At 67.1% G+C, this 23316-nt stretch carries 23 protein-coding genes; 18 read left to right on the forward strand and 5 right to left on the reverse strand.

The window, feature by feature from the left end:
• Positions 1-3 precede the first annotated feature (3 nt).
• Together G369_RS0118740 and G369_RS0118745 are read right to left on the reverse strand one after the other, a co-directional pair.
• The gene (locus G369_RS0118740) at positions 4-441 is read right to left on the reverse strand and encodes a DUF4019 domain-containing protein (RefSeq protein ID WP_019655558.1); all 438 of its coding nucleotides are present in this window, start codon (positions 439-441) and stop codon (positions 4-6) included.
• A gap of 76 nt (positions 442-517) precedes the next feature.
• Positions 518-1234, reverse strand: coding sequence for a response regulator transcription factor (locus tag G369_RS0118745; RefSeq protein WP_019655559.1), 717 nt, complete (start codon positions 1232-1234; stop codon positions 518-520).
• Positions 1235-1665: 431 nt separating this feature from the next.
• Here G369_RS0118745 and G369_RS0118750 point away from each other — a divergent pair, with 431 nt between their 5' ends.
• The 10 genes from G369_RS0118750 (at position 1666) to G369_RS0118795 (ending at position 13227) form a co-directional block, all read left to right on the forward strand.
• Complete coding sequence (locus tag G369_RS0118750) at positions 1666-2808, forward strand: Re/Si-specific NAD(P)(+) transhydrogenase subunit alpha (RefSeq protein ID WP_019655560.1); 1143 nt, start codon at positions 1666-1668, stop codon at positions 2806-2808.
• Positions 2809-2831: 23 nt separating this feature from the next.
• Entirely contained in the window at positions 2832-3161 is a 330-nt protein-coding gene (locus G369_RS0118755) for an NAD(P) transhydrogenase subunit alpha part 2 (RefSeq protein ID WP_019655561.1), read from the forward strand.
• A complete protein-coding gene (locus tag G369_RS0118760) occupies positions 3158-4657 on the forward strand; it encodes an NAD(P)(+) transhydrogenase (Re/Si-specific) subunit beta (RefSeq protein ID WP_020723162.1) in 1500 nt (499 codons plus the stop codon). Before G369_RS0118755 ends, G369_RS0118760 begins: the two co-directional genes overlap by 4 nt.
• Before the next feature lie 100 nt (positions 4658-4757).
• The gene (locus tag G369_RS0118765) at positions 4758-6437 is read left to right on the forward strand and encodes a long-chain-fatty-acid--CoA ligase (protein ID WP_019655563.1); all 1680 of its coding nucleotides are present in this window, start codon (positions 4758-4760) and stop codon (positions 6435-6437) included.
• Between the two features lie 75 nt (positions 6438-6512).
• Complete coding sequence (locus tag G369_RS0118770) at positions 6513-7517, forward strand: ABC transporter permease subunit (RefSeq protein WP_019655564.1); 1005 nt, start codon at positions 6513-6515, stop codon at positions 7515-7517.
• Positions 7518-7525: 8 nt separating this feature from the next.
• Positions 7526-8440 (forward strand): ABC transporter permease subunit, encoded by a 915-nt coding sequence (locus tag G369_RS0118775; protein WP_019655565.1) that lies wholly within the window; start codon positions 7526-7528, stop codon positions 8438-8440.
• A gap of 131 nt (positions 8441-8571) precedes the next feature.
• Positions 8572-9597, forward strand: a complete 1026-nt coding sequence (locus G369_RS0118780) for an ABC transporter ATP-binding protein (protein ID WP_019655566.1) — start codon at positions 8572-8574, stop codon at positions 9595-9597.
• Complete coding sequence (locus G369_RS0118785; RefSeq protein WP_019655567.1) at positions 9594-10637, forward strand: dipeptide ABC transporter ATP-binding protein; 1044 nt, start codon at positions 9594-9596, stop codon at positions 10635-10637. Before G369_RS0118780 ends, G369_RS0118785 begins: the two co-directional genes overlap by 4 nt.
• A gap of 67 nt (positions 10638-10704) precedes the next feature.
• On the forward strand, positions 10705-12336 hold the full coding sequence (locus G369_RS0118790) for an ABC transporter substrate-binding protein (protein WP_019655568.1): 1632 nt from the start codon (positions 10705-10707) through the stop codon (positions 12334-12336).
• A gap of 150 nt (positions 12337-12486) precedes the next feature.
• Positions 12487-13227: a 5'-methylthioadenosine/adenosylhomocysteine nucleosidase gene (locus G369_RS0118795; protein ID WP_038115267.1), complete on the forward strand. Its 741-nt coding sequence runs from the start codon at positions 12487-12489 to the stop codon at positions 13225-13227.
• Positions 13228-13229: 2 nt separating this feature from the next.
• On the opposite strand, the gene G369_RS0118800 is transcribed toward G369_RS0118795, so the two are convergent.
• Positions 13230-13994, reverse strand: coding sequence for a YoaK family protein (locus G369_RS0118800; protein WP_019655570.1), 765 nt, complete (start codon positions 13992-13994; stop codon positions 13230-13232).
• A 76-nt stretch (positions 13995-14070) separates the two neighbouring features.
• Positions 14071-15057: a magnesium/cobalt transporter CorA gene (gene corA, locus G369_RS0118805; RefSeq protein WP_019655571.1), complete on the reverse strand. Its 987-nt coding sequence runs from the start codon at positions 15055-15057 to the stop codon at positions 14071-14073.
• Positions 15058-15295: 238 nt separating this feature from the next.
• Here corA and G369_RS0118810 point away from each other — a divergent pair, with 238 nt between their 5' ends.
• From G369_RS0118810 to hprK, 4 genes are all read left to right on the forward strand, one after another.
• Complete coding sequence (locus G369_RS0118810) at positions 15296-17416, forward strand: ATP-dependent helicase (RefSeq protein WP_019655572.1); 2121 nt, start codon at positions 15296-15298, stop codon at positions 17414-17416.
• Between the two features lie 348 nt (positions 17417-17764).
• Positions 17765-18094, forward strand: coding sequence for a ribosome hibernation-promoting factor, HPF/YfiA family (hpf, locus tag G369_RS0118815; protein ID WP_019655573.1), 330 nt, complete (start codon positions 17765-17767; stop codon positions 18092-18094).
• Between the two features lie 202 nt (positions 18095-18296).
• Positions 18297-18764, forward strand: a complete 468-nt coding sequence (locus G369_RS0118820) for a PTS sugar transporter subunit IIA (protein WP_019655574.1) — start codon at positions 18297-18299, stop codon at positions 18762-18764.
• 142 nt (positions 18765-18906) lie between these two features.
• The gene (hprK, locus tag G369_RS0118825; RefSeq protein ID WP_019655575.1) at positions 18907-19866 is read left to right on the forward strand and encodes an HPr(Ser) kinase/phosphatase; all 960 of its coding nucleotides are present in this window, start codon (positions 18907-18909) and stop codon (positions 19864-19866) included.
• Between the two features lie 103 nt (positions 19867-19969).
• Here hprK and fur read toward each other — a convergent pair whose 3' ends face one another.
• Positions 19970-20389, reverse strand: a complete 420-nt coding sequence (fur, locus tag G369_RS0118830; protein ID WP_019655576.1) for a ferric iron uptake transcriptional regulator — start codon at positions 20387-20389, stop codon at positions 19970-19972.
• A gap of 94 nt (positions 20390-20483) precedes the next feature.
• Here fur and G369_RS0118835 point away from each other — a divergent pair, with 94 nt between their 5' ends.
• The 4 genes from G369_RS0118835 (at position 20484) to G369_RS0118850 (ending at position 23251) form a co-directional block, all read left to right on the forward strand.
• The gene (locus G369_RS0118835; RefSeq protein WP_019655577.1) at positions 20484-21050 is read left to right on the forward strand and encodes an outer membrane protein assembly factor BamE; all 567 of its coding nucleotides are present in this window, start codon (positions 20484-20486) and stop codon (positions 21048-21050) included.
• Between the two features lie 134 nt (positions 21051-21184).
• Complete coding sequence (dapB, locus tag G369_RS0118840; protein WP_019655578.1) at positions 21185-22030, forward strand: 4-hydroxy-tetrahydrodipicolinate reductase; 846 nt, start codon at positions 21185-21187, stop codon at positions 22028-22030.
• A 27-nt stretch (positions 22031-22057) separates the two neighbouring features.
• Positions 22058-22753, forward strand: a complete 696-nt coding sequence (locus G369_RS0118845; RefSeq protein ID WP_019655579.1) for a MotA/TolQ/ExbB proton channel family protein — start codon at positions 22058-22060, stop codon at positions 22751-22753.
• A gap of 24 nt (positions 22754-22777) precedes the next feature.
• On the forward strand, positions 22778-23251 hold the full coding sequence (locus tag G369_RS0118850; protein WP_019655580.1) for an ExbD/TolR family protein: 474 nt from the start codon (positions 22778-22780) through the stop codon (positions 23249-23251).
• The last annotated feature ends 65 nt before the right edge of the window (positions 23252-23316 follow it).

The raw sequence follows: 23316 nt of genomic DNA on the forward strand, positions 1-23316 counted from the left end.
CTCTTATTTCAGTACATAGCCACTGAAGCGCCAGATGCGGTCCTGGTCGAGGTGAAAGCTCACGAGTTCGCGCACGGAGCCTTCGGGCTTGTTCGCGAAGCGGGATTCGTACTCGACGCTGACGTACTGGCCGGCCGTGTCGGGATCGGCGTCCGCGACGACCTGGCGATTGACTGCCACCCAGGTGCGCATCTGCGGCGCACCGATGGTCGAGCGGCTTCGGCTGACCTGGCTGACGAAATCGGCGCGGGAGACGCGCTTGCGGGCGGCCGGCGTGGCGCCGTCCCACAGTTCGCCGGCGCGGCCCTGGTCGATCATCTGGATGGCCAGCATGCCGCCGCGCACCATGTCGCTGGCTTCGACTTCTTCTCCGGCGGTGGCAGGGCCGAGCCAGCCCCAGAGCAGGGTGATGGCGAGCAGCAGCCGGATCAGCGGATTCATTCGTCTCGTTCCTCGGTGCGGCGCACGCCGGGCGCGCCGTTTCAGAGACTACTGTAGCTCGGCCTGAAACCCGGCTTCAGCGGGCACCGACCACGCTGGGCAGCGCATCGGCCTCGATGGTTTCGAGGCGGTAGCCGAGGCCGTAGATGGCCAGCAGCAGGAAACCGTTGGCCGGACGCAGGTCGAGCTTGGTCCGAAGCCGCGAGATGTGCGTGTCGAGCGAGCGCGACAGCGCCTCGATGCCGAGGCCCCAGACGGCTTCGTGCAGATGCTCGCGCGAGAGCAGCCGGCCGAGGTTCTGGAACAGGAAGAGCGCGAGTTCGTATTCCCGGTTCTTCAGCTCGACCTGCACGCCCCGCACCTTCAGTACGCGCGAAGGCGGGTAGAAGTGATAGGGGCCGAAGACCAGTTCGCTCTCGTGCTGGGCCGGGTAGGACCGTCGCAGCAAGGCGTTGACGCGGGCCTCGAGTTCGCCGGAGCGCGTGGGCTTGGCCATGAAGTCGTCGGCTCCCGCATTGAGGCCTTCGACCATGTCGGCCTCGCCGGGCTTGTCGGAGACGAAAAGAATGGGAACGCGGCTGTTGAGATCCCTGCGGATGGTCGCGACCACCTCGGGCCCCTTCATGTCGGGGAGATCCCAGCCGAGTATCAGCAGGTCGAAGGTCTGGCGGCGCATCGCCTGCAGCAGCGCCTTTCCTTCCGTGTAGGGATGGCACTCGTGTTCGAGCGCCGCCATGGTTTGATTGATCCGCCTGAAGTGGTCTACACCTTCGTCGAGTACCGCGATTCGCATTCCAAACCCCTTTTTCCTCCCTTCGTCAGCTTCCGTGAACTGGCGATTCTTGGGCAGAAGTGTATCTATCTGCGACTAAGGTAAAGTTTTTGGGATTGCAACTAATGCACGCAAATCGTGGATTTCTGATTGCTTGTTAACGAAATTGGCGACAGTTGGATACAAATAGAGATTTCGAGCTATGGCGTTGCGGACGTCTTCGCGGCTCGGTTCCGCAGGTCGCTGACAGCGCGGGGTGCCGCTCCATGGTCCGTCCCGCTAGCGAATACCCCAATTCGCTATCAATTGAATAGCTGAAGTTATAGTATCCATAAGCTCCTCCACGCTTTGGGATGAAAACGACAGAGCGTTTCGGCGACAGCTCCCGGCTGTAATCTTGCTGTAAGCTGCCGGCACATTCCCCCTGTGCCCCTTGCTCTGAGGAGATCTCTATGCTGATAGGCGTGCCCGCCGAGACACTGGCAGGCGAAACCCGCGTGGCTGTTACACCTGAGACGGTGAAGAAACTGGTCGCCTCAGGGCACACCGTACGGGTACAGGCGGGAGCGGGCGTGGCAGCCAGCGTGACCGACGCGGCCTACCAGGCCGCAGGCGCGGAGATCACCGACCAGGCCGGCGCCTTCTCCGCCGACATGGTCCTCAAGGTCCGCACACCCACCGAGGCCGAGACCGCGCAGCTGAAGCCCGGCGCCGTCGTCATCGGCATGCTCAACCCCTTCGACGCCGCCGGCCTGCAGCGCCTGGCGGCAGCCGGCGTCACCGCCTTCGCGCTCGAGGCCGCCCCGCGCACCACCCGCGCCCAGAGCATGGACGTGCTCTCCTCGCAGGCCAACATCGCCGGCTACAAGGCCGTGATGATCGCGGCCGACAAGTACCAGCGCTTCTTCCCCATGCTCATGACCGCGGCCGGCACGGTGAAGGCCGCGCGCGTCGTCATCCTGGGCGTGGGCGTGGCGGGGCTGCAGGCCATCGCCACCGCCAAGCGCCTGGGCGCCGTCATCGAGGCGTCCGACGTGCGCCCGAGCGTCAAGGAGCAGATCGAGTCGCTGGGCGGCAAGTTCATCGACGTCCCCTACGAGACCCAGGAAGAGAAAGACGCGGCCGAAGGCGTCGGCGGCTACGCGCGGCCGATGCCCGCGAGCTGGCTCACCCGGCAGCAGGCCGAGGTCGCCAAGCGCGTGGCGCTGGCCGACGTGGTCATCAGCACCGCGCTCATCCCGGGCCGCGCCGCGCCGACGCTCATTACCGAGGACATGGTCAAGTCGATGAAGCCGGGCTCGGTGATCGTCGACATCGCGGCGGGCAAGGGCCCAGTCAATCCCGATGGTGGCGTCGGCGGCAACTGCCCGCTGTCGGAGGCCGACAGGACCGTCGTGAAGCACGGCGTGACCATCGTGGGCGAGACCAACCTCGCCGCGCTCGTGGCGGCGGATGCGTCGGCGCTCTATGCGCGCAACGTGCTCGACTTCCTCAAGCTCATCGTCACCAAGGAGGGCGCGCTGAAGATCGACCTCGAGGACGACATCGTCGCCGCCTGCCGCGTCACGCAGGACGGCCAGGTCACGAAGAAGTAACAACGCCCGTCGAGGAGAAGAACATGGACATCGTCTCTCACACCGTCATCAACCTGATCATCTTCGTGCTGGCGATCTACGTCGGCTACCACGTCGTGTGGACCGTCACGCCGGCGCTGCACACGCCGCTGATGGCCGTGACCAATGCCGTCTCGGCCATCGTGATCGTGGGCGCCATGCTGGCAGCCGCGCTCACCACCACGCCGCTGGGCAAGACCATGGGCGTTCTGGCCGTGGCGCTGGCCGCGGTGAACGTCTTCGGCGGCTTCCTCGTCACGCGGCGGATGCTGGAGATGTTCAAGAAGAAGGACAGGAAGGCCGCACCGAAGGCTGAAGAGGGAGCCGCCAAGTGAGCATGAACCTCGTCACGCTGCTGTACCTCGTCGCCAGCGTCTGCTTCATCCAGGCCCTCAAGGGCCTGAGCCATCCCACCACCTCCATCCGCGGCAACATCTTCGGCATGACCGGCATGGCGATCGCCGTGCTGACCACCGTCGCGCTGATCCACGGGCTGACGCGCTCGCTCAACGTCGACTTCGGCACCGGCATCGCCTGGGTGCTGGCCGCGGTCGTCGTCGGCGGCGGCCTGGGCGCCTACATGGCCAACAAGGTCGAGATGACCAAGATGCCCGAGTTGGTGGCGTTCATGCACAGCATGATCGGCCTGGCGGCGGTGTTCATCGCGGTGGCCGCGGTGGCCGAGCCATGGGCCTTCGGCATCACCGCCGCGCCTGCCGCTGCGCTCATCGGCGCGCAGACGCCGGATGGCGCCGTCATTCTCGACGGCTTCGTGCGCTACGCGATTCCCCCCGGCAACCGGCTGGAGCTGTTCCTGGGCGCGGCCATCGGCGCCATCACCTTCAGCGGCTCGGTCATCGCCTTCGGCAAGCTCTCGGGCAAGTACAGGTTCCGCCTGTTCCAGGGCGCGCCGGTGCAGTTCTCCGGCCAGCACATGCTCAACCTCGTGCTGGGCCTGGCGACCATCGGCCTGGGGCTGGTGTTCGTGTTCACCGAGAGCTGGACGGCCTTCTTCGCGATGCTGGCGCTGGCCTTCGTGATGGGCGTGCTCATCATCATCCCGATCGGCGGCGCGGACATGCCGGTGGTGGTATCGATGCTCAACAGCTACTCGGGCTGGGCAGCCGCGGGCATTGGCTTCAGCCTGAACAACGCGATGCTGATCGTGGCCGGCTCGCTGGTGGGTTCCTCGGGCGCGATCCTGAGCTACATCATGTGCAAGGCCATGAACCGCTCGTTCTTCAACGTGATCCTGGGCGGCTTCGGCGGCGAGGCGGCCGCGGCTACGGGCGGCGCGAAGGAGCAGCGCCCGGTGAAGAGCGGCAGCGCCGACGACGCGGCCTTCGTGCTCGGCAATGCCGAGACGGTGGTGATCGTGCCGGGCTACGGCCTGGCCGTCGCCCGTGCCCAGCACGCGGTGAAGGAGCTTGCGCAGAAGCTCACCGAGAAGGGCATCACCGTGAAGTACGCCATCCACCCGGTAGCCGGCCGCATGCCCGGCCACATGAACGTGCTGCTGGCCGAGGCCGAGGTGCCCTACGACCAGGTGTTCGAGATGGAGGACATCAACGGCGAGTTCGGCCAAGCCGACGTGGCGATCATCCTGGGCGCCAACGACGTGGTGAACCCGGCCGCGCACACCAAGGGCAGCCCGATCTACGGCATGCCGATCCTGGAGGCCTACAAGGCCAAGACCGTCATCGTGAACAAGCGCTCCATGGCCGCGGGCTACGCCGGCCTGGACAACGAGCTGTTCTACATGGACAAGACGATGATGGTCTTTGGCGATGCTAAAAAAGTAGTGGAAGATATGGTCAAGGCCATCGAATAGGCCGAAGGTCCCCGTCCGCGCAGCGGACGAGTTCTTCGCGGCGCCACTTCGTGCGCCGTTTTCGTTTTCAACAGTCCGACTCCCGGAGGAGACAAATCCAATGACCGATCGTCCCTGGCTCAGCAGCTATCCGCAGGGCGTGCCCGCCGATATCGATGCCTCGCACTACCCCTCGCTGGTCGCGCTCATGGAGGAGAGCTTCACGAAGTATGCCGACCGCACGGCCTACAGCTTCATGGGCAAGGACATCAGCTACGGCGAGACCGACAGGCAGAGCAAGTCGTTCGCCGGCTACCTGCAGGGCCTGGGCCTCGCCAAGGGCGACCGCGTCGCGGTGATGATGCCCAACTGCCCGCAGTACCCGATCGCGGTGGCGGGCATCCTGCGCGCGGGCCTGATCCTGGTCAACGTCAATCCGCTGTACACGCCGCGCGAGCTGGAGCACCAGCTCAAGGACTCGGGCGCGAAGGCCATCGTCATCATGGAGAACTTCGGCACCACGCTGCAGCAATGCATCGCGAGCACGCCGGTCAAGCACATCGTGCTGGCTTCCATGGGCGACCGCCTCGGCTTCCTCAAGGGCGCGCTCGTCAACTACGTGGTGCGCAACGTCAAGAAGATGGTGCCCACCTTCAGCCTGCCGGGCGCGGTGCGCTTCAACGACGCGCTCGACAAGGGCGCGGGTGCCTCGTTCAAGCCCGCGGCCATCGGGCCCGACGACGTGGCGGTGCTGCAGTACACCGGCGGCACCACCGGCGTGTCGAAGGGCGCCGTGCTCCTGCACCGCAACGTGATCGCCAACGTGCTGCAGTCCGAGGCGTGGAACGAGCCGGTCATGAACAAGGTGCCTGCCAACGAGCAGCCCACGGGCGTGTGCGCGCTGCCGCTGTATCACATCTTCGCGTTCACGGTCGGCATGATGCTGAGCATGCGCACGGGCGGCAAGCTGATCCTGATCCCGAATCCGCGCGACATCCCCGGCGTGCTGAAGGAGCTGTCGAAGCACACGATCCACAGCTTCCCGGCCGTCAACACGCTGTTCAACGGGCTCGCGAACCACCCCGACTTCAACACCGTCAACTGGAAGAACCTCAAGGTCTCGGTGGGTGGCGGCATGGCGGTGCAGGCCGCGGTGGCGAAGCTCTGGCTCGAGAAGACGGGCTGCCCGATCTGCGAGGGCTACGGCCTCTCCGAGACCTCGCCCTCGGCCACCTGCAACCCGACCAACAGCACCGCCTACACCGGCACCATCGGCCTGCCGCTGCCGAGCACCTGGCTCAAGCTGCTCGACGACGAAGGCAACGAGGTGCCCGCGGGCGAGCGCGGCGAGATCGCCATCAAGGGCCCGCAGGTGATGGCCGGCTACTGGCAGCGCCCCGACGAGACCGCCAAGGTCATGACGGCCGACGGCTACTTCAAGAGCGGCGACATCGGCGTGGTCGACGAGCGCGGCTACTTCAAGGTGGTCGACCGCAAGAAGGACATGATCCTGGTGTCGGGCTTCAACGTGTATCCGAACGAGGTCGAGGACGTTGTCGCACTCATTCCGGGCGTGCTCGAATGCGCAGCGGTCGGCGTGCCTGACGACAAGACCGGCGAGGCAGTGAAGCTCGTCATCGTCAAGAAAGACCCTTCGCTCACGGAGGCTCAGGTGCGCGAATACTGCAGAGCAAACCTTACGGGTTACAAGCAGCCGCGCATCGTAGAGTTTCGTACCGACATGCCGAAGACGCCGGTCGGAAAGATCCTTCGCCGCGAGCTGCGCGACGCCAAGAAGTAAGTGCGCAAGCGTGCGCTGAAGTAAGGGTTCGGCCCGGGTGGGGCCGAGGCATCGATCTTGCATATTCGCGGGTCGATGCTCAGGTTTGTCTTTACCCGTTTGAGTCTGTTGGTGCCGACCTTCTTCGGCATGACACTGCTCGCCTTCTTCCTCATCCGGCTGGTGCCGGGTGACCCCATCGAGACCATGGCCGGCGAGCGCGGGATCGACCCCGCGCGCCACGCCGAGCTGCGCACCGCCTACGGCTTCGACAAGCCGGTGATCGTGCAGTACGGCATCTACATCGCCCGCGTGCTGCACGGCGACCTCGGCAAGTCGCTCATCACGCAGGACACGGTGATGAGCGAGTTCCTCTCGCTCTTCCCGGCCACGGTCGAGCTCGCGGTGTGCGCCATCCTCTTCGCGCTGCTGCTCGGGCTGCCCGCGGGCATCCTCGCGGCGGTGCGGCGCAACTCCATCTTCGACCACGGCGTGATGGCGACCTCGCTCACCGGCTACTCGATGCCGATCTTCTGGTGGGGGCTGCTGCTCATCCTGTTCTTCTCGGTGCAGCTCGGGTGGACGCCCGTGTCGGGCCGCATCGCGGTGCAGTACTACGTGGAGCCCGACACCGGCTTCCTGCTGATCGACGCATTGCGCGCTGGCGATGCCGACGCCTTCTGGTCGGCACTGCACCACCTCGTGCTGCCGGCCGTGGTGCTTGGCACGGTGCCGCTCGCGGTCATCGCGCGCATGACGCGCTCGGCCATGCTCGAGGTGCTGGGCGAGGACTACATCCGCACCGCGCGCGCCAAGGGCCTGTCGCGCTTTCGCGTGGTGGGGCTGCATGCGCTGCGCAACGCGCTCATTCCGGTGGTGACAGTCATCGGCCTGCAGGTGGGCGTGCTGTTCACGGGCGCGATCCTTACCGAGACGATCTTCTCCTGGCCCGGCGTCGGCAAGTGGCTCATCGAGGCCATCGGCCGGCGCGATTACCCGGTGCTGCAGGGCGGCATGCTGCTGCTCGGCGGCATCGTGATGCTGGTCAACCTTCTCGTGGACGTGGCGTACGGCGTCATCAACCCGCGGATCAGGCGCTGAGCTTCCCCATGGCGACAACCACGCAAATCACCGTTTCCGACGGTGCGAGCAAGAGCACCGCACCTCCCGGCCCCTGGCGCGAATTCTGGACGGCCTTCTCGGCCAACCGGGGCGCGGTCATCGGGCTCGCCACCATCGTCGTGCTGCTGCTGGTCGCGCTGCTCGCGCCGTGGATCGCGCCGCATGCGCCCAACGAGACCAACAGCGCCGCCTTCCTGCAGCCGCCCGCGTGGCAGCAGGGCGGCTCGATGAGCTACCTGCTGGGCACCGACGCCATCGGCCGCGACATTCTTTCGCGGCTCATGTACGGCGCGCGCCTGTCGCTGTCGATCGGCGTCGCGGTGGTGGCGCTGTCGGTGGTCGTCGGCATCGTGCTAGGTCTCGTCGCGGGCTTCTTCCGCGGCGTGCTCGAGATCGCGATCATGCGGCTGATGGACATCGTGCTCACGCTGCCCAGCCTGCTGCTGGCCATCGTGATCGTCGCGATCCTCGGGCCGGGCCTCGTCAACGCGATGCTCGCGGTGGCCATCGTGGTGCTGCCGCACTACGTGCGCATCACGCGCGCGGCCGTCATCGCCGAGGTCTCGCGCGACTACGTCACCGCAGCGCGCGTGAGCGGTGCCGGCACGCTGCGGCTGATGTTCCGCGAGGTGCTGCCCAACTGCGCCGCGCCGCTGATCGTGCAGGCCTCGCTCGGCATCTCCACCGCCATCCTCGACGCGGCGGCACTCGGCTTCCTCGGCCTCGGCGCGCAGCCGCCGTCGCCCGAATGGGGAACCATGCTGGCCGACGCGCGCGAGTTCGTGCTGCGCGCGTGGTGGGTCGTCACATTCCCCGGCATGGCCATCCTCGCTGCCGTGCTCGCATTCAACCTCCTGGGCGACGGACTGCGCGATGCGCTCGACCCGAAACTGAAACGCTAGCATGAAGCACACCCCCAGGCTTGCCCACTTCGTGTGGCCTCCAACCCCCTTGCGGGGGGCGACACCGGCGGCCCGGCAAAGCCGGTTCCGCGGTGTTCCTGGAAGATTCCTTTCGGGCCGGAGTCACTGAGATGCCCCTGTTGGAAATAAAGGACCTGCACGTCGAGTTCCCTACGCAGGGCGGCGTGCTTCATGCGGTCGACGGCGTGAGCCTCAGCCTCGAGGAAGGCGAGGTGCTCGGCATCGTCGGCGAATCGGGCTCGGGCAAGAGCGTCACGATGATGGCGCTGATGGGGCTCGTCGGCTTCCCGGGCCGCGTGCGTGCGCAGCACATGCGCTTCGCGGGCAACGACCTGCTCGGCATTTCCGACAAGGCGCGCCGCGCGCTGGTCGGCAAGGAGGTCGCGATGATCTTCCAGGAGCCGACCACCAGCCTCAACCCCTGCTTCACCATCGGCTTCCAGCTGATGGAGACGCTGCGACTGCACCTGAAGCTCGACAAGCGCGAAGCGAAGAAGCGCGCGACCGAGCTGCTCGAGCAGGTCGGCATTCCGGCCGCGTCGTCGCGCCTGGGCAGCTTCCCGCACCAGCTTTCCGGCGGCATGAACCAGCGCGTGATGATCGCGATGGCCATCGCCTGCAATCCGCGCCTCCTGATCGCCGACGAGCCGACCACGGCGCTCGACGTGACCATCCAGGCGCAGATCCTCGACCTGCTGCGCGACCTGCAGAAGGAGCGCGGCATGGCGCTCGTGCTCATCACGCACAACATGGGCGTGGTCAGCGAAATGGCGCAGCGCATCGCCGTGATGTATGCGGGCCAGGTGATGGAGCACCAGCGCGTCGACCGGCTCTTCGCCCAGCCGCAGCATCCCTACACCGAGGCGCTGCTGGCGGCACTGCCCGAGCGTGCCGCCCCCGAGGGCCGTCTTGCCACCATCAGCGGCGTGGTGCCCGGCGTGCACGACCGGCCCGCGGGCTGCCTGTTCGCGCCGCGCTGCAGCTACGTCACCGAGCGCGCCTGCCAGGTGCGTCCGGCGCTGCGCGAGTCGCACGGCGCCGAGGTGCGCTGCCACTTTCCGCTCGGCGATCCGGGCCGCCCGCAAGCCATCGCGAGCGATCCGCCGAAGCACCGAGCGGTGGAGGCCGCGGCATGAGCGAGGCATCGGCAAGCGCATCCGGCGAAGTGGTGGTCGAGGCGAAGAACCTCCAGCGCACCTACGACATCCGCCGCGGGTTGTTCCGTGCGCCCTCGCAGCTGCGCGCGGTGGGCGACATCTCCTTTCGCATCGAGCGCGGCCGCACGCTGGCGGTGGTGGGCGAATCGGGCTGCGGCAAGTCGACGCTGGCGCGCATGGTCGCGCTGATCGAGAAGCCGACGGCGGGCCGGCTCACCCTGGTCGGCGCCGACGCGGTCGACACACCGGCCGAGCGCAAGCGCGAGCTGCGCCAGGCCGTGCAGCTGGTGTTCCAGAACCCGTACGGCTCGCTCAACCCGCGCAAGAAGATCGCGACGGTGCTGGAGGACCCGCTGGCCATCAACACCAGTCTCGGCAGGCAGGAGCGCGCGGCCAAGGCGCGCGACATGCTCGCGCGCGTGGGCCTGCGGCCCGAGTACGCCAACCGCTATCCGCACATGTTCTCCGGCGGCCAGCGCCAGCGCATCGCCATCGCACGCGCGCTGATGCTGAGCCCGCGCCTGCTGGTGGCCGACGAGCCGGTGTCGGCGCTCGACGTGTCGATCCAGGCGCAGGTGCTGAACCTGCTGGCCGACCTGCAGGCCGAACTGGGGCTGGCCTACCTCTTCATTTCGCACGACCTGGGCGTGGTGCGGCACATCGCGCACGACGTGCTCGTGATGTACCTCGGCCATGCGGTGGAGCAGGGCCCGAAGTCGCGCATCTTCGCGCGGCCGCTGCATCCGTACACGCAGGCGCTGCTGGCCTCCACGCCGGGGCTCAGCAGCCAGCGCATCGTGCTCAAGGGCGAGCTGCCTTCGCCGCTGAACCCGCCTTCGGGCTGCGTGTTCAGCACGCGCTGTCCGCACGTGCAGCAGCGCTGCCGCGAAGAGCGGCCGCTGCTGCGCGCGCTCGACGAGCGGCAGGTGGCCTGCCACTACGCGGAGAAGTTCCTCGAAGGCGCCCCGCTCGTGCGCGCCGACGTTCCGCCCGCCGCCGCCGTGGCGGCGAATCCCTAGCGTTCCTTCGGGTTCCGTTGTGTTTCCCGTTCTCGCAGTTCCTTCAACCGTGTATCAAGGAGTCCACATGAAGACCCAGCCCACCGTTTCGCGCCGCTCACGAAGCCTGGCGCTCCTGGCACCGACAGCGCTTGCAGCCCTTACCCTGGCCTGCGGTGCGGTGTCTGCCAAGACGCTGGTGTATTGCTCGGAGGGCAGCCCCGAGAATTTCTATCCTGGCATGAACACCACCGGCACCTCGTTCGACGTGACCACGCAGGTCTACAACACCATCGTCGAGTTCGAGCGCGGCGGCACCAAGGTCGTGCCCGGCCTCGCCGAGAAATGGGACATCTCGCCCGACGGCACCGTCTACACCTTCCACCTGCGCAAGGGCGTGAAGTGGCACACCACCAGCAAGAGCTTCAAGCCCACGCGCGACTTCAACGCCGACGACTTCATCTTCATGATCGAGCGCCAGTGGAAGGAGAGCGACCCCTTCTTCAAGGTCACGAGCCAGAACCACTCCTACTTCAACGACATGGGCATGCCCAAGCTGCTGAAGTCGGTCGACCGTATCGACGACTACACGGTGAAGATCACGCTCAACCAGGCCGAGGCGCCGTTCCTCGCGAACCTGGCGATGCAGTACGCGGGTATCCAGTCGAAGGAATACGCCATCGCGATGCTGAAGGCCGGCACGCCCGAGAAGGTCGACCAGGACCCGATCGGCACCGGTCCCTTCTACCTGGTGCAGTACCAGAAGGACGCGATCATCCGCTTCAAGGCCTTCCCGCAGTACTGGGGCGGCAAGGCCAAGATCGACGATCTCGTGTTCGCGATCACGCCCGACGCCTCGGTGCGCTGGGCCAAGCTGCAGAAGGGCGAGTGCCACGTCATGCCGTACCCGAACCCGGCCGACCTCGACGCGATCCGCAAGGACCCGAACGTGCAGGTGCTGGAGCAGCCCGGCCTGAACGTGGGCTACCTCTCGTACAACACGACGAAGAAGCCCTTCGACGACGTGCGCGTGCGCAAGGCCATCAACATGGCGATCAACAAGAAGGCCATCATCGACGGCGTGTACCTCTCGACCGGCGTGGCCGCGAAGAACCCGATCCCGCCGACCATGTGGTCCTACAACGATGCGGTGAAGGACGATCCGTACGACCCCGAGGCCGCGAAGAAGCTGCTGGCACAGGCCGGCTTCCCCGACGGCTTCTCCACCGACCTGTGGGCCATGCCGGTGCAGCGCCCCTACAACCCCAACGCCAAGCGCATCGCCGAGCTGATGCAGGCCGACCTCGCCAAGATCAACGTCAAGGCCGAGATCAAGAGCTTCGAGTGGGGCGAGTACCGCAAGCGCCTGCAGGCCGGCGAGCACCAGATGGGCATGCTGGGCTGGACCGGCGACAACGGCGATCCGGACAACTTCCTCTACACGCTGCTGGGCTGCGCTTCTGCCAAGTCGGCCAGCGGCAGCAACATCTCGAAGTTCTGCTACCAGCCGTACGAAGACCTGGTGCTGAAGGCCAAGAGCGCGACCAAGCAGTCCGAACGCGACGCGCTCTACAAGAAGGCCCAGCTGATCTTCAAGGAGCAGGCGCCGTGGTTCACCATCGCGCATGCGGTGCAGCTGAAGCCGGTGCGCAAGGAGGTGGTCGACTTCAAGCTGAGCCCCTTCGGCCGCCACACCTTCTACGGCGTGGATATCAAGTAAACCCCCAGGCTTCGCGCACTTCGTGTCGCTGCGCCAACCCCCTTGCAGGGAGCAACACCAGAGGCCCGGCGAAGCCGGTTCCTCGGTGTTCCTGGAAAGAGAAATACCGTGAGCACCCTGTCGCCAGCGCCCATCGCCATCGTCGCAGCGATGCACGAGGAGCTGGGCGCGCTTCTCGCGCTGATGCCCGACGAGCAGCGCGTGCGAGTCGCGGGCCGCGACTTCTGGGTAGGCCATCTGCATGGCCGGCCGGTGGTCGCGGTGCTGTCGCGCATCGGCAAGGTCGCGGCGGCGATCACGGCCACGGTGCTGCTGGAGCGCTTCGGCGCGCGGGCCATCGTGTTCACCGGCGTCGCGGGCGGACTGGCGCCGGGCGTGGACGTGGGAGACGTGGTGGTCGCGACGCAGCTGCTGCAGCACGACCTCGACGCCTCGCCGATCTTCCCGAAGTACGAAGTGCCGCTGATGGGGCTGTCGCGCTTCGCTGCCGACGCGGCCATCGGCGATGCGCTGGCGGAGGTCGCGCGGCAGACGCTGCGCGATCCGGTGGCGCTGGTGGGGCAGCAGGCCGTCGACGAATTCGGCCTTCGTTCGCCGAAGGTGCATCGCGGCCTGCTGGTGAGCGGCGACAGGTTCGTGTCGACCACGGCCGAGAGCGCGGCGCTTCAGCGCGCCTTGCCCGATGCGCTCGCGGTGGAGATGGAGGGCGCCTCGGTCGCGCAGGTGTGCCACGACTACGGCGTGCCCTTCGCGGCGATGCGCACGATCTCGGACCGCGCCGACGATGCCGCGCACGGCGACTTCTCGCGCTTCGTCGCTGCGGTGGCGAGCCGCTACAGCCTCGCGCTCGTCGATGCGTGGCTGGCTTCGCTGCCGGCCGAACTTGGCTGAATTCAGCCGAGAGAAGGCGTGCGGCGGCGCGGGATGTCGCGCAGCAGCGGCGGGATCGACAGAGCCAGCAGCAGCGCCGCCAGCGGCACCACGCAGACGAAGCCCACGTACTTGAAGCCCAGCGCGCCCGCGGCGCCGCCGAGCACGAACATGCCGACCAGCCCACCCGCGCGGCGCATGCGGCTGCGGTCGTGCCGCACGGGCAGGGGATGGTCCTGCTGCGACTTCGAGCGGCGGTTCCAGTAGAGCATCTTGCCGATCTCGATGCCCATGTCGGTGATGTTGCCGGTCATGTGCGTGGTGCGGATGCTGCCGCCCGAGGTCTTGGAGGCCACCGCGTTCTGCAGCCCCATGATGAACGACAGCAGCAGCACGGTGAGCGGCACCGCGAAGGGCGTCGCCCAGGTCAGCGTGATGGCGCCCATGAGACCGAAGGGAAACATCAGCGCCGCCTCGAGCATCAGCGGCAGCGCGTACACGCCGTGCATGCGGTGCTGGCGGCCCCAGTTCACGAGCACCGCGCACACGGCCGCGCCGGTCAGGAAGGCGAGGATCGCGCCCAGCGCGTTCAGCAGCAGCTTGACGTTGCCCAGCACCATGCCGTCGGCCAGCTGCGAGGCGAAGCCCGTCATGTGCGAGGTGTACATGTGCAGCACGAGGAAGCCGCCTGCGTTGATGGCGCCGGCATTGAAGGCCAGCAGCAGGCCCAGCGCGGTGTTGGTCGAGGGTGCGCGGTGGCGGTGGGTGAGGAAGCGGATTCTGCGCAAGGTGGCTCTCCAGTCGGCGCTCGGGCCGAAAGCCACTCTAGCACCGGGCGCCCCGCGAGCGCCCGTCGGCAGGCCGCTACTTGAGCCAGCCGCGCCGGCGGAAGTACCACATCGGCACCAGCGCGCTCGCCGCCATCAGCACGATGGCGTAGGGGTAGCCCATGGCCCAGTCGAGCTCGGGCATGAACTTGAAGTTCATGCCGTAGATGCTGGCGATCAGCGTCGGCGGCAGCAGCGCCACGCTGGCCACCGAGAAGATCTTGATGGTCTTGTTCTGGTTGATGTTGATGAAACCGACGGTCGCATCCATCAGGAAGTTGATCTTGTCGAAGAGGAAGGCCGTGTGGTTGTCCAGCGACTCGATGTCGCGCAGGATCTGGCGCGCTTCCTCGAACTGCTCGGCGTTGAGCATCTTGCTGCGCATCATGAAGCTGACGGCGCGGCGCGTGTCCATCACGTTGCGGCGGATGCGCCCGTTCAGGTCTTCCTGCCGCGCGATGGCGCCGAGCACCTCGCCGGCCAGCTCGTCGCTGACGTTGCCCGACAGCACCTTCCTGCTCGCCGCCTCGAGCTCGTCGTAGATGTTCTCCAGCGAGTCGGCCGAGTATTCGGCGTCGGCGTCGAAGAGCTTGAGCATGACTTCCTTGGCGTCCTCGATCAGCCCCGGCGCGCGGCGCGCGCGCATGCGCAGCAGGCGGAACACGGGCACGTCCTCGTCATGGATCGAGAACAGCACGCCGCGGCTGCGCAGGTCGGTGTTGTGCTGGTTGAGGATGAAGGCCACGCGCACCGCGCGCGGGGCTTCGTCGTCGTCGATCAGGAAGTCGGAGCGGATGTGTAGCTCGCCGTTGTCTTCCTCGTAGAAGCGCGCCGATTCCTCGATGTCCTCGTCCATTGCGTCCTCGGGGATGGACAGGCCGTAGTACTGCTTGATCCAGCGCTTTTCCTCGAGCGTGGGCGACTCGAGGTCGACCCAGATCGGCTGGAACCTGGAGAGCTCTTCGAGGGCCTCGATTTCTTCCTGTACGAGGCGGCCGTTGGCGAGCGTGAAGATGTTGAGCATGGGGCTCACTCCCTGGAATGACGGACTGGACGATGGGCGAGGGAGGGGCGCTTTCAATTCCCTGCCCGACGTGCGCGAAAGGCGCGAAGAAAGGCGTCAGTGAAAGGGAGTTGAAAGCTGCCGAGACGGGTCGGTTTCCATTGGAAAAATCTCCGGGTTGCAGCGAGGCGCGATTATGTCACCGGCCATATGTCGGCAAGGCGGCCGGACTGGACGGGCATACAGTAAAGTCGCAGGCATGCAGAGCACTGCGCTTCCCGTTCCTTCCGCTGCGCCCAGGAGCCAGGCAGAGCGCCTGGCGCAGGTGCTGGCCTCGCTCAACGAGGCGCAGCGTGCGGCGGTCGAGCACGGCGTGAGCGCGGCCACCGCCGGCCTGGACGAGCGGCCGCTGCTCGTCATCGCCGGTGCCGGCTCGGGCAAGACCAGCACGCTGGCGCACCGCGTCGCAACCCTCATCGCCGGCGGCGTCGATCCGCAGCGCCTGCTGCTGCTGACCTTCTCGCGCCGTGCCGCACAGGAGATGGAGCGCCGCGCCGGCCGGGTGCTGGCGCAGGTGCTCGGACTGAAGTCCGATGCCCCGCCCACGCTGCCGTGGGCCGGCACCTTCCACGGCATCGGTGCTCGGCTGCTGCGCGAGTACGCGCCGCAGATCGGCCTCGACGAGAACTTCACCATCCACGACCGCGGCGACGCCGAAGACCTGATGGGGCTGGTGCGCCACGAGCTGGGGCTTTCCTCCACCGTCAACCGCTTCCCGCGCAAGGGCACCTGCCTGTCGATCTACTCGCGCTGCGTGAACACCCGCGCGCCGCTGGCCGATGTGCTGAAGGAAGCCTTTCCATGGTGCGGCGAATGGGAGGCCGAGCTGAAGAAGCTGTTCGGCGCGTATGTCGAGGCCAAGCAGCGGCAGAACGTGCTCGACTACGACGACCTGCTGCTCTACTGGGCCGAGATGGCGGCCGAGCCTTCACTGGCCGCGCACATCGGCGCGCGCTTCGACCACGTGCTGGTCGACGAGTACCAGGACACCAACCTGCTGCAGGCGGCGATCCTGCTGGCGCTCAAGCCCGACGGGCGGGGCGTGACCGTGGTGGGCGACGACGCGCAGTCGATCTACTCCTTCCGCGGCGCCACGGTGCGCAACATCCTCGACTTTCCCTCGCAGTTCACGCAGCCCGCGCGCGTGGTCACGCTGGAGCGCAACTACCGCTCGACGCAACCGATCCTCGACGTGTCGAACCGCGTCATCGCGCAGGCCGCCGAGCGGCATGCCAAGACGCTGTGGACCGACAAGCCCTCTGCCGGCAAGCCGCTGCTGGTGCTCGTGCCCGACGAGGCGGGGCAGGCGCGCTGGGTGGCCGACAAGGTGCTGGCGCACCGCGAGGGCGGGCTGGCGCTGAAGTCGCAGGCGGTGCTGTTCCGCACCTCGTCTCACAGCGCTGCGCTCGAACTGGAGCTGGCGCGGCGCAACATCCCGTTCGTGAAGTTCGGCGGCCTGAAGTTTCTGGAAGCCTCGCATGTGAAGGACCTGCTCGCGGTGCTGCGATTCGCGCAGAACCCGCGCGGCCGCATGGCGGGTTTCCGCGTGACGCAGCTCATCCCGGGCATCGGCCCCGCCACGAGCGCGCGCCTGCTCGACGCGATGGAGCAGGCGTCCGATCCGGCCCGCGTGGTGCGCGAGTTCGTGCCGCCTTCCGCCGATCGTGCGCAATGGGCCGATTTCGCGAAGGCCTACGAGGCCCTGCGCGCGCCGGCGCTGAAGTGGCCCGCCGACGTCGAGCTCGCGATGGACTGGTACCTGCCGCACCTGGAGCGGCTGTACGAGGACACCTCCGGCGTGCGGCGCGCCGACGTGGAGCAGCTCGCGCGGCTCGCGGCCGGATACGGCTCGCGCGAACGATTCCTCACCGAGCTCACGCTCGATCCACCCGAGGCCACGAGCGACCGGCCGGGGCCGCCGCTGCTCGACGAGGACTACCTGATCCTCTCCACCATCCATTCGGCCAAGGGGCAGGAATGGAATTCGGTGCACGTGCTCAACGTGGTCGACGGCTGCCTGCCGGCCGACGTGGCCCAGAGCGCGCACGAACTGGAAGAGGAACGACGCCTGCTCTACGTGGCGATGACCCGGGCGCGCGACCACCTGCACCTGCTGGTGCCGCAGCGCTTCCACGTCACGCAGCAGGCGGCGCGCGGCGACCGGCACCTGTATGCCAACCGCACGCGCTTCATCGCCGATGCCGACCTGGAAGGCTTCGAGCAGCAGACATGGCCGCCTCCGCCGGAGCGCCCGCCGGCCGTGCCGCCGCCCAGCTCGGTGATCGACCTGCGCAACAGGATGCGAGCCGCCTGGCGCTGAGAAGGCGAGGCACGCGCAGGCCCTTTCGCCGGCAGGGTCACCGGCTGGCCAGCTCTGAAAACACTTGTTTCGAACTGCGGCATCGCCTGCCCTGTGCGTGCCCGCAGCTATCGATTCGCTAGCGTCCGAGAGGCCGTTCGCGAGGCGGCAAAACCCCGGGCAACTCAGGTATTGCAATACCGTGACAGCTTGGGCATAGTGAATCGACCTTCCCTCTTTCCCCCTCTTCCCACCCCCCTCTTTTTCTTTCTCAAGACCCCCAGAGAGAACTCCCGTTTTCGTTTCGCCGGCCAAGCCGCATTCCGCGGTGCGGCCATTTCCCCAACCGTCAATTCCAGGAGGTCATTCATGAATTTGACGATCAGCGGTCATCACCTCGACGTCACACCTGCCTTGCGCACCTACGTCACGAGCAAGCTGGACCGGGTCATCCGACATTTCGACCAGGTGGTCGATGTGAAGGTGATCCTCACGGTGGAAAAGCAGAAGGAAAAGGAACGCCGCCAAAGGGCGGAGTGCAACATCCACGTCAAGGGCAATGACATGTTCGCGGAGTCGAGCCACGCTGATCTCTACGCTGCGGTCGATGAACTGGTCGACAAGCTCGACCGCCAGGTGGTGCGCCACAAGGACCGCCTGCAGGACCACCATCACGCTGCGCCCAAGCGCTTGATGTAAGAAAGAGCCCGGGCCCGATGGGCTTGCAGCGAAGGCCGCCCAGGGGCGGCCTTTTTCTTTTTCCCGACTACGGAGCTAGGGTTTTTGGCAGCCGTCCAGAGAGGGCCGAGGGCCCTTCAGGCAACGTGTAGACAGAAAGTAAATAGGGGGACTGGGGGTTTTTACCAAGCGGGTGCATAATCGCCCCCGCTCTGCACCCACCATGAATCGCCTCGCGTCCATCCTGCCGCCCGCTCAAGTGCTTGTGAGCGTTGACGCTACCAGCAAGAAACGTGCTTTCGAAGAAGCCGGCCTGCTGTTCGAAAGCCTTCACGGTCTGGGCCGTGCCCTCATCACCGACAGCCTGTTTGCGCGCGAGCGCCTCGGCTCCACCGGTCTGGGCCACGGCGTCGCCATTCCGCATGGCCGCATCAAGGGCCTCAAGTCGCCGATGGCCGCTGTGTTCCAGCTGGCCAATCCCATCGGCTTCGACGCCCCCGACGAGCAACCCGTCGCATTGCTGATCTTCCTGCTGGTGCCCGAAGCGGCCACGCAGAAGCATCTCGAAATCCTCTCCGAAATCGCCGAGCTGCTGAGCGACGCCAGCCTGCGCGAGCAGATCAAGTCCAGCACCGACGCCACGGCCCTGCACGACCTGATCGCCGGCTGGCAGTCCACCCAGGTCGCGTAACGGTGTTCGCCCCCAGGCTTCGCGCACTTCGCGTCGCGCACGCCTTCCCCTTCCGGGGCGATACCAGCGGCCCGGCAAAGCCGGTTCCGCGGTATTCTGGCCTGCTCCCAACCCAGGTGCGTGAGCGCCACTTCCTGACCGCATGAAGCCGACCGTCATCAGCGCCGACGCCATGTTCGAGGAGTTCCGTGGCTCGCTCCGCTGGGAATGGCTCGCGGGGCTCGGGGCGTCGGAGCGCCAGTTCGATGCGGAGGTCATCAGCCGCGCGCAGTCGGCCGCCGACCTCGTCGGCTACCTCAACTACATCCACCCGTACCGCGTGCAGATCCTCGGCGCTCGCGAGGTGGCCTACCTGACGCGCGGCAGCGAGGAAGACTGCGCCCGGCGCATCGCACGAATCGTCACGCTGGAGCCGCCGATGCTGGTGCTGGCCGACGGCCAGGCCGCACCCGACGAACTGCTTTCGATCTGCGAGCGCGCCCAGCTGCCGCTCTTTGCCACGCGCGAGTCGTCGGCCTTCGTGATCGACCTGCTGCGCGCCTACCTGTCCAAGCATTTCGCCGAGCGCACATCGATGCACGGCGTGTTCATGGACATCCTGGGCATGGGCGTGATGATCACGGGCGAATCGGGCCTGGGCAAGAGCGAGCTCGGGCTGGAGCTGATCTCGCGCGGCAACGGCCTGGTCGCCGACGACGCGGTCGACCTCTACCGCATCAACCAGAACACCATCGAGGGCCGCTGCCCCGACCTGCTGCTGAATCTGCTGGAGGTGCGCGGCATCGGCCTGCTGGACATCCGCGCGATCTTCGGCGAGACGGCGGTGCGCCGGAAGATGCGGCTCAAGCTCATCGTGCACCTCGTGCGGCGCGACAGCTTCGAGCGCGACTACGAGCGCATGCCCTCGGCGCCGCTCACGCAGGACGTGCTGGGCATCCCGGTGCGCAAGGTCATCATCCAGGTGGTGGCAGGGCGCAACATCGCGGTGCTGGTGGAGGCCGCGGTGCGCAATTCGATCCTGCAGCTGCGCGGCATCGACACGTATGCCGACTTCGTGGCGCGGCACCACAAGGCGATGGAGAACTCCCGCGACGGGGATTGAATGACCAGGGAATGCGGCCGCCGCCGGGCCGCCCCAAGGCGGACCGCGCCTCCCCCTCGGGGGTGGAGTTACACGCAGCGAAGCGAAGTGAAAAGCCGGGGGGTCAACGTTTCTTCGCGCAGTCCCCGCACAAGCCGTAAAGCGACATGGCATGGTCCTGCAGGATCCAGCCCTTGTCCTTGGCGATCATCTGCTGGCGGCGCTCGATCTCGGCGTCGTAGAACTCCTCGACCTTGCCGCAGGAGGTGCAGATCAGGTGGTCGTGGTGCGTGCCTTCGTTCAGTTCGTAGACCGCCTTGCCGCTCTCGAAGTGGCTGCGCTCCAGGATGCCGGCCTGCTCGAACTGCGTCAGCACCCGGTAGACGGTGGCCAGCCCGATGTCGGAATGTTCGTTCAGCAGCACGCGGAACACGTCTTCCGCCGTCATGTGCCGCTGGCTGCCGGTCTGGAAGATCTCCAGGATCTTCAGGCGCGGCAGGGTGGCCTTGAGGCCGGTGTTCTTGAGTTCGTCGATGTTGGCCATGGTGGTTCCTGCGCCCCTGGCGGGGCCGCGGCGAAAGGCCCCGAAAAGGCCAGCCGCTACAATGGCCGATCATATCGCTACCCCTTTTCCTCCCATGCCTGCCATCTTCCAACGCCGGCCCTGGCTGCTGGCTGCCGCCGTCGCGGCGACGCTCGGCCTCGGTGCCTGCAGCGGTTTCACCGAGCGCACGCGTGGCGCGCTGGCTGCCGTAACCCCCTACAAAGTCGAGGTGGTTCAGGGCAATTTCGTGTCGAAGGAACAGGTCGCGGCGCTCAAGCCAGGAATGTCCCGCCAGCAGGTGCGGGAAATCCTCGGGACCTCGCTGCTGAACGACGTCTTCCACGCCAACCGCTGGGACTACGTCTTCACCATCCGCCGCCAGGGCGTCGACCCGCAGGAGCGCCACCTCACGGTGTTCTTCAACGGCGAGCTGCTCGACCGCTTCGAGGGCGACGAGATGCCCAGCGAGGAAGAGTTCGTCGCCACGCTCGACACCCGCAAGAAATCCGGCAAGGTGCCCACGCTCGAGGCCTCGGAAGACGACCTCAAGAAATACGCGCCCAAGGACGGCGAGAAGAAAGCCGATGCCGACAAGGCTTCCGCGTCGGCTTCGCTGCCGCCGCTGCCGGCCGCCTACCCCCCGCTCGAAGCGACGCGCTGAGCGCGCCAGGGTCATCGGCGGCAGCGGGCGGTGCCGCCGGGCCGGTCGGTTTCGTTCGTGTCGATCGATGTTCCCCGGCCGTTCCTCACCGCCTCGGGCCGTTTCGAAAATCCTCGAAGACTGACTGAATCCGCGTGACCGAATCCACCTCCACCCCCGCCACCAATTCCGCCTCCGAGCCGCGCCGCGTCGCCATCGCCGGGGCTTCGGGCCGCATGGGCCACATGCTGATCGAGGCCGTGCGCAACGCGCCCGACATGCGTCTGGCCGGCGCCCTCGACATCGCCGGCAGCCCGGCGCTCGGCACCGATGCCGGTGCCTTCCTGGGCTTCGACAGCGGCGTGTCCATCGTGTCCGACCTGCGCGCCGGCCTGAAGGACGCGCAGGTGCTCATCGACTTCACCCGCCCCGAAGGCACGCTCGCGCACCTCGCGGTCTGCCGCGAACTGGGCGTGCAGGCCGTGATCGGCACCACCGGCTTCAGCGACGCGCAGAAGGCCGAGATCGCCGAGATCGCGAAGGACATCGCGATCATGATGGCCCCCAACATGAGCGTGGGCGTCAACGTCACCTTCAAGCTGCTGGAGATGGCGGCCAAGGCCATGGCGACGGGCTACGACATCGAGATCATCGAGGCGCACCACCGCCACAAGGTCGACGCGCCCTCGGGCACCGCGCTCAAGATGGGCGAGGTCATCGCCGACGCGCTGGGCCGCGACCTCAAGGACTGCGCGGTGTACGCCCGCGAAGGCATCACCGGCGAGCGCGACCCGTCCACCATCGGTTTCTCGGCCATCCGCGGCGGCGACATCGTGGGCGACCACACCGTGCTGTTCGCCGGCACCGGCGAGCGCATCGAGATCACCCACAAGTCGTCGAGCCGCACCACCTACGCCCAGGGCAGCCTGCGCGCGGTGCGCTTCCTGGCCGGCCAGCGTGCAGGCCTATTCGACATGTACGACGTGCTCGGTCTTCGCTGAGCGCGCGGCACCAACCAAGGACCGCCGATGAGCGTGCTCGAACTGCTGGCCCACGGTGACGGCGTCAGCCGTTCGGTGGCCGCGCTGCTGCTCGCGATGTCGATCGCGAGCTGGGTCATCATCCTCTGGAAGGCATGGCTGCTGCGCGGCGGCACGCGCGACGTGCTGCGCAGCATCGCGGCGTTCTGGCAGTCGTCCACGCTGGCCGACGCCGAGCACAAGCTCAAGGCCTTCGACCGCGCCACGCTGGTGTCGCCCGCCGTCTCCGCCATCCGCAGCGTGGCCGCGGGCGAGCCGGCCGGCACGCTGGGTGCCGCGGTCGACCGCAACCAGCGCCTGACGCGCGTGCTGCGCGACGCCCTGCACGGTGCGCTGCGCCGGCTGCAGGCGGGGCAGATCCTGCTGGCCACCGTCGGCGCCACCGCGCCCTTCGTGGGGCTGCTGGGCACGGTCTGGGGTATCTACGGCGCGCTGACGGGCATCGCCGGCCAGACCGGCGGCTTCACCATCGACAAGGTGGCGGGCCCGGTCGGCGAGGCGCTCATCATGACGGCCTTCGGCCTCGCCGTGGCCATTCCGTCCGTGCTGGCCTACAACGTCTTCGGTCGCGTCATCGGCCGCATCGAGGCCGAGCTCGAAGGCTTCGCGCACGACCTGCTGGGCAGCTTCGGTGCTGCGCCGGCGCCTGCCGCGCCGCCGCCCGCGCGGCCGATGCCGGTCTAGCCCGACACGGCGAGGCACACCACCATGGCCTTCGGTCGCACATCACTGGGCAGCGCCGCCGGCGGCGGCGGACGCGCCATGGGCGGCGGGGCGCAGCGGCCGCTGTCCGACATCAACGTCACGCCGCTGGTCGACGTGATGCTGGTGCTGCTGGTGATCTTCATCATCACAGCGCCGCTGATGGCCAGCTCGATCAAGCTCGACCTGCCGCAGACCGACGCCGGCCAGCCCAACGACGCACCCAAGTTCGTGAGCCTGTCGGTCGACGCCTCGGGCAAGGTCTTCCTCAACGACAAGGCCGTGACCGACGAGGAACTGGCGCAGCAACTCGAGAAGGCCGCTGCGGACAGCAAGGACACAGAGGTGCAACTGCGCGCCGACCAGACCGTGCCCTACGGCAAGGTGGTGGCGCTGATGGGTATCGCGAACAAGGCGGGGCTCAGCCGCATCGGCTTCGTGACCGAGGCGGAGACGGCGCCGCAGAAGCTGCCTCGCTGATCTGACTCTTTTTTCGTGGACACCGCGGAACCGGCTTTGCCGGGCCGCAGGTGTCGCCCCCTGCA

This window comes from Variovorax atrisoli 110B (assembly GCF_000382045.1).
Classification (GTDB): Bacteria; Pseudomonadota; Gammaproteobacteria; order Burkholderiales; family Burkholderiaceae_C; genus Variovorax; species Variovorax atrisoli.

Excerpts from the sequence above, each read along its gene's own strand:
- fur (WP_019655576.1), bottom strand. The coding sequence starts at position 20,389 with ATGGCCAACATCGACGAACTCAAGAACACCGGCCTCAAGGCCACCCTG.
- G369_RS0118775 (WP_019655565.1), top strand. The coding sequence starts at position 7,526 with ATGGCGACAACCACGCAAATCACCGTTTCCGACGGTGCGAGCAAGAGC.
- G369_RS0118790 (WP_019655568.1), top strand. The coding sequence starts at position 10,705 with ATGAAGACCCAGCCCACCGTTTCGCGCCGCTCACGAAGCCTGGCGCTC.
- G369_RS0118780 (WP_019655566.1), top strand. The coding sequence starts at position 8,572 with ATGCCCCTGTTGGAAATAAAGGACCTGCACGTCGAGTTCCCTACGCAG.
- G369_RS0118785 (WP_019655567.1), top strand. The coding sequence starts at position 9,594 with ATGAGCGAGGCATCGGCAAGCGCATCCGGCGAAGTGGTGGTCGAGGCG.
- G369_RS0118770 (WP_019655564.1), top strand. The coding sequence starts at position 6,513 with ATGCTCAGGTTTGTCTTTACCCGTTTGAGTCTGTTGGTGCCGACCTTC.
- G369_RS0118850 (WP_019655580.1), top strand. The coding sequence starts at position 22,778 with ATGGCCTTCGGTCGCACATCACTGGGCAGCGCCGCCGGCGGCGGCGGA.
- hprK (WP_019655575.1), top strand. The coding sequence starts at position 18,907 with ATGAAGCCGACCGTCATCAGCGCCGACGCCATGTTCGAGGAGTTCCGT.
- G369_RS0118750 (WP_019655560.1), top strand. The coding sequence starts at position 1,666 with ATGCTGATAGGCGTGCCCGCCGAGACACTGGCAGGCGAAACCCGCGTG.
- G369_RS0118765 (WP_019655563.1), top strand. The coding sequence starts at position 4,758 with ATGACCGATCGTCCCTGGCTCAGCAGCTATCCGCAGGGCGTGCCCGCC.
- hpf (WP_019655573.1), top strand. The coding sequence starts at position 17,765 with ATGAATTTGACGATCAGCGGTCATCACCTCGACGTCACACCTGCCTTG.
- G369_RS0118740 (WP_019655558.1), bottom strand. The coding sequence starts at position 441 with ATGAATCCGCTGATCCGGCTGCTGCTCGCCATCACCCTGCTCTGGGGC.
- corA (WP_019655571.1), bottom strand. The coding sequence starts at position 15,057 with ATGCTCAACATCTTCACGCTCGCCAACGGCCGCCTCGTACAGGAAGAA.
- G369_RS0118795 (WP_038115267.1), top strand. The coding sequence starts at position 12,487 with ATGCACGAGGAGCTGGGCGCGCTTCTCGCGCTGATGCCCGACGAGCAG.
- G369_RS0118755 (WP_019655561.1), top strand. The coding sequence starts at position 2,832 with ATGGACATCGTCTCTCACACCGTCATCAACCTGATCATCTTCGTGCTG.
- G369_RS0118820 (WP_019655574.1), top strand. The coding sequence starts at position 18,297 with ATGAATCGCCTCGCGTCCATCCTGCCGCCCGCTCAAGTGCTTGTGAGC.
- G369_RS0118810 (WP_019655572.1), top strand. The coding sequence starts at position 15,296 with ATGCAGAGCACTGCGCTTCCCGTTCCTTCCGCTGCGCCCAGGAGCCAG.
- G369_RS0118845 (WP_019655579.1), top strand. The coding sequence starts at position 22,058 with ATGAGCGTGCTCGAACTGCTGGCCCACGGTGACGGCGTCAGCCGTTCG.
- G369_RS0118835 (WP_019655577.1), top strand. The coding sequence starts at position 20,484 with ATGCCTGCCATCTTCCAACGCCGGCCCTGGCTGCTGGCTGCCGCCGTC.
- G369_RS0118745 (WP_019655559.1), bottom strand. The coding sequence starts at position 1,234 with ATGCGAATCGCGGTACTCGACGAAGGTGTAGACCACTTCAGGCGGATC.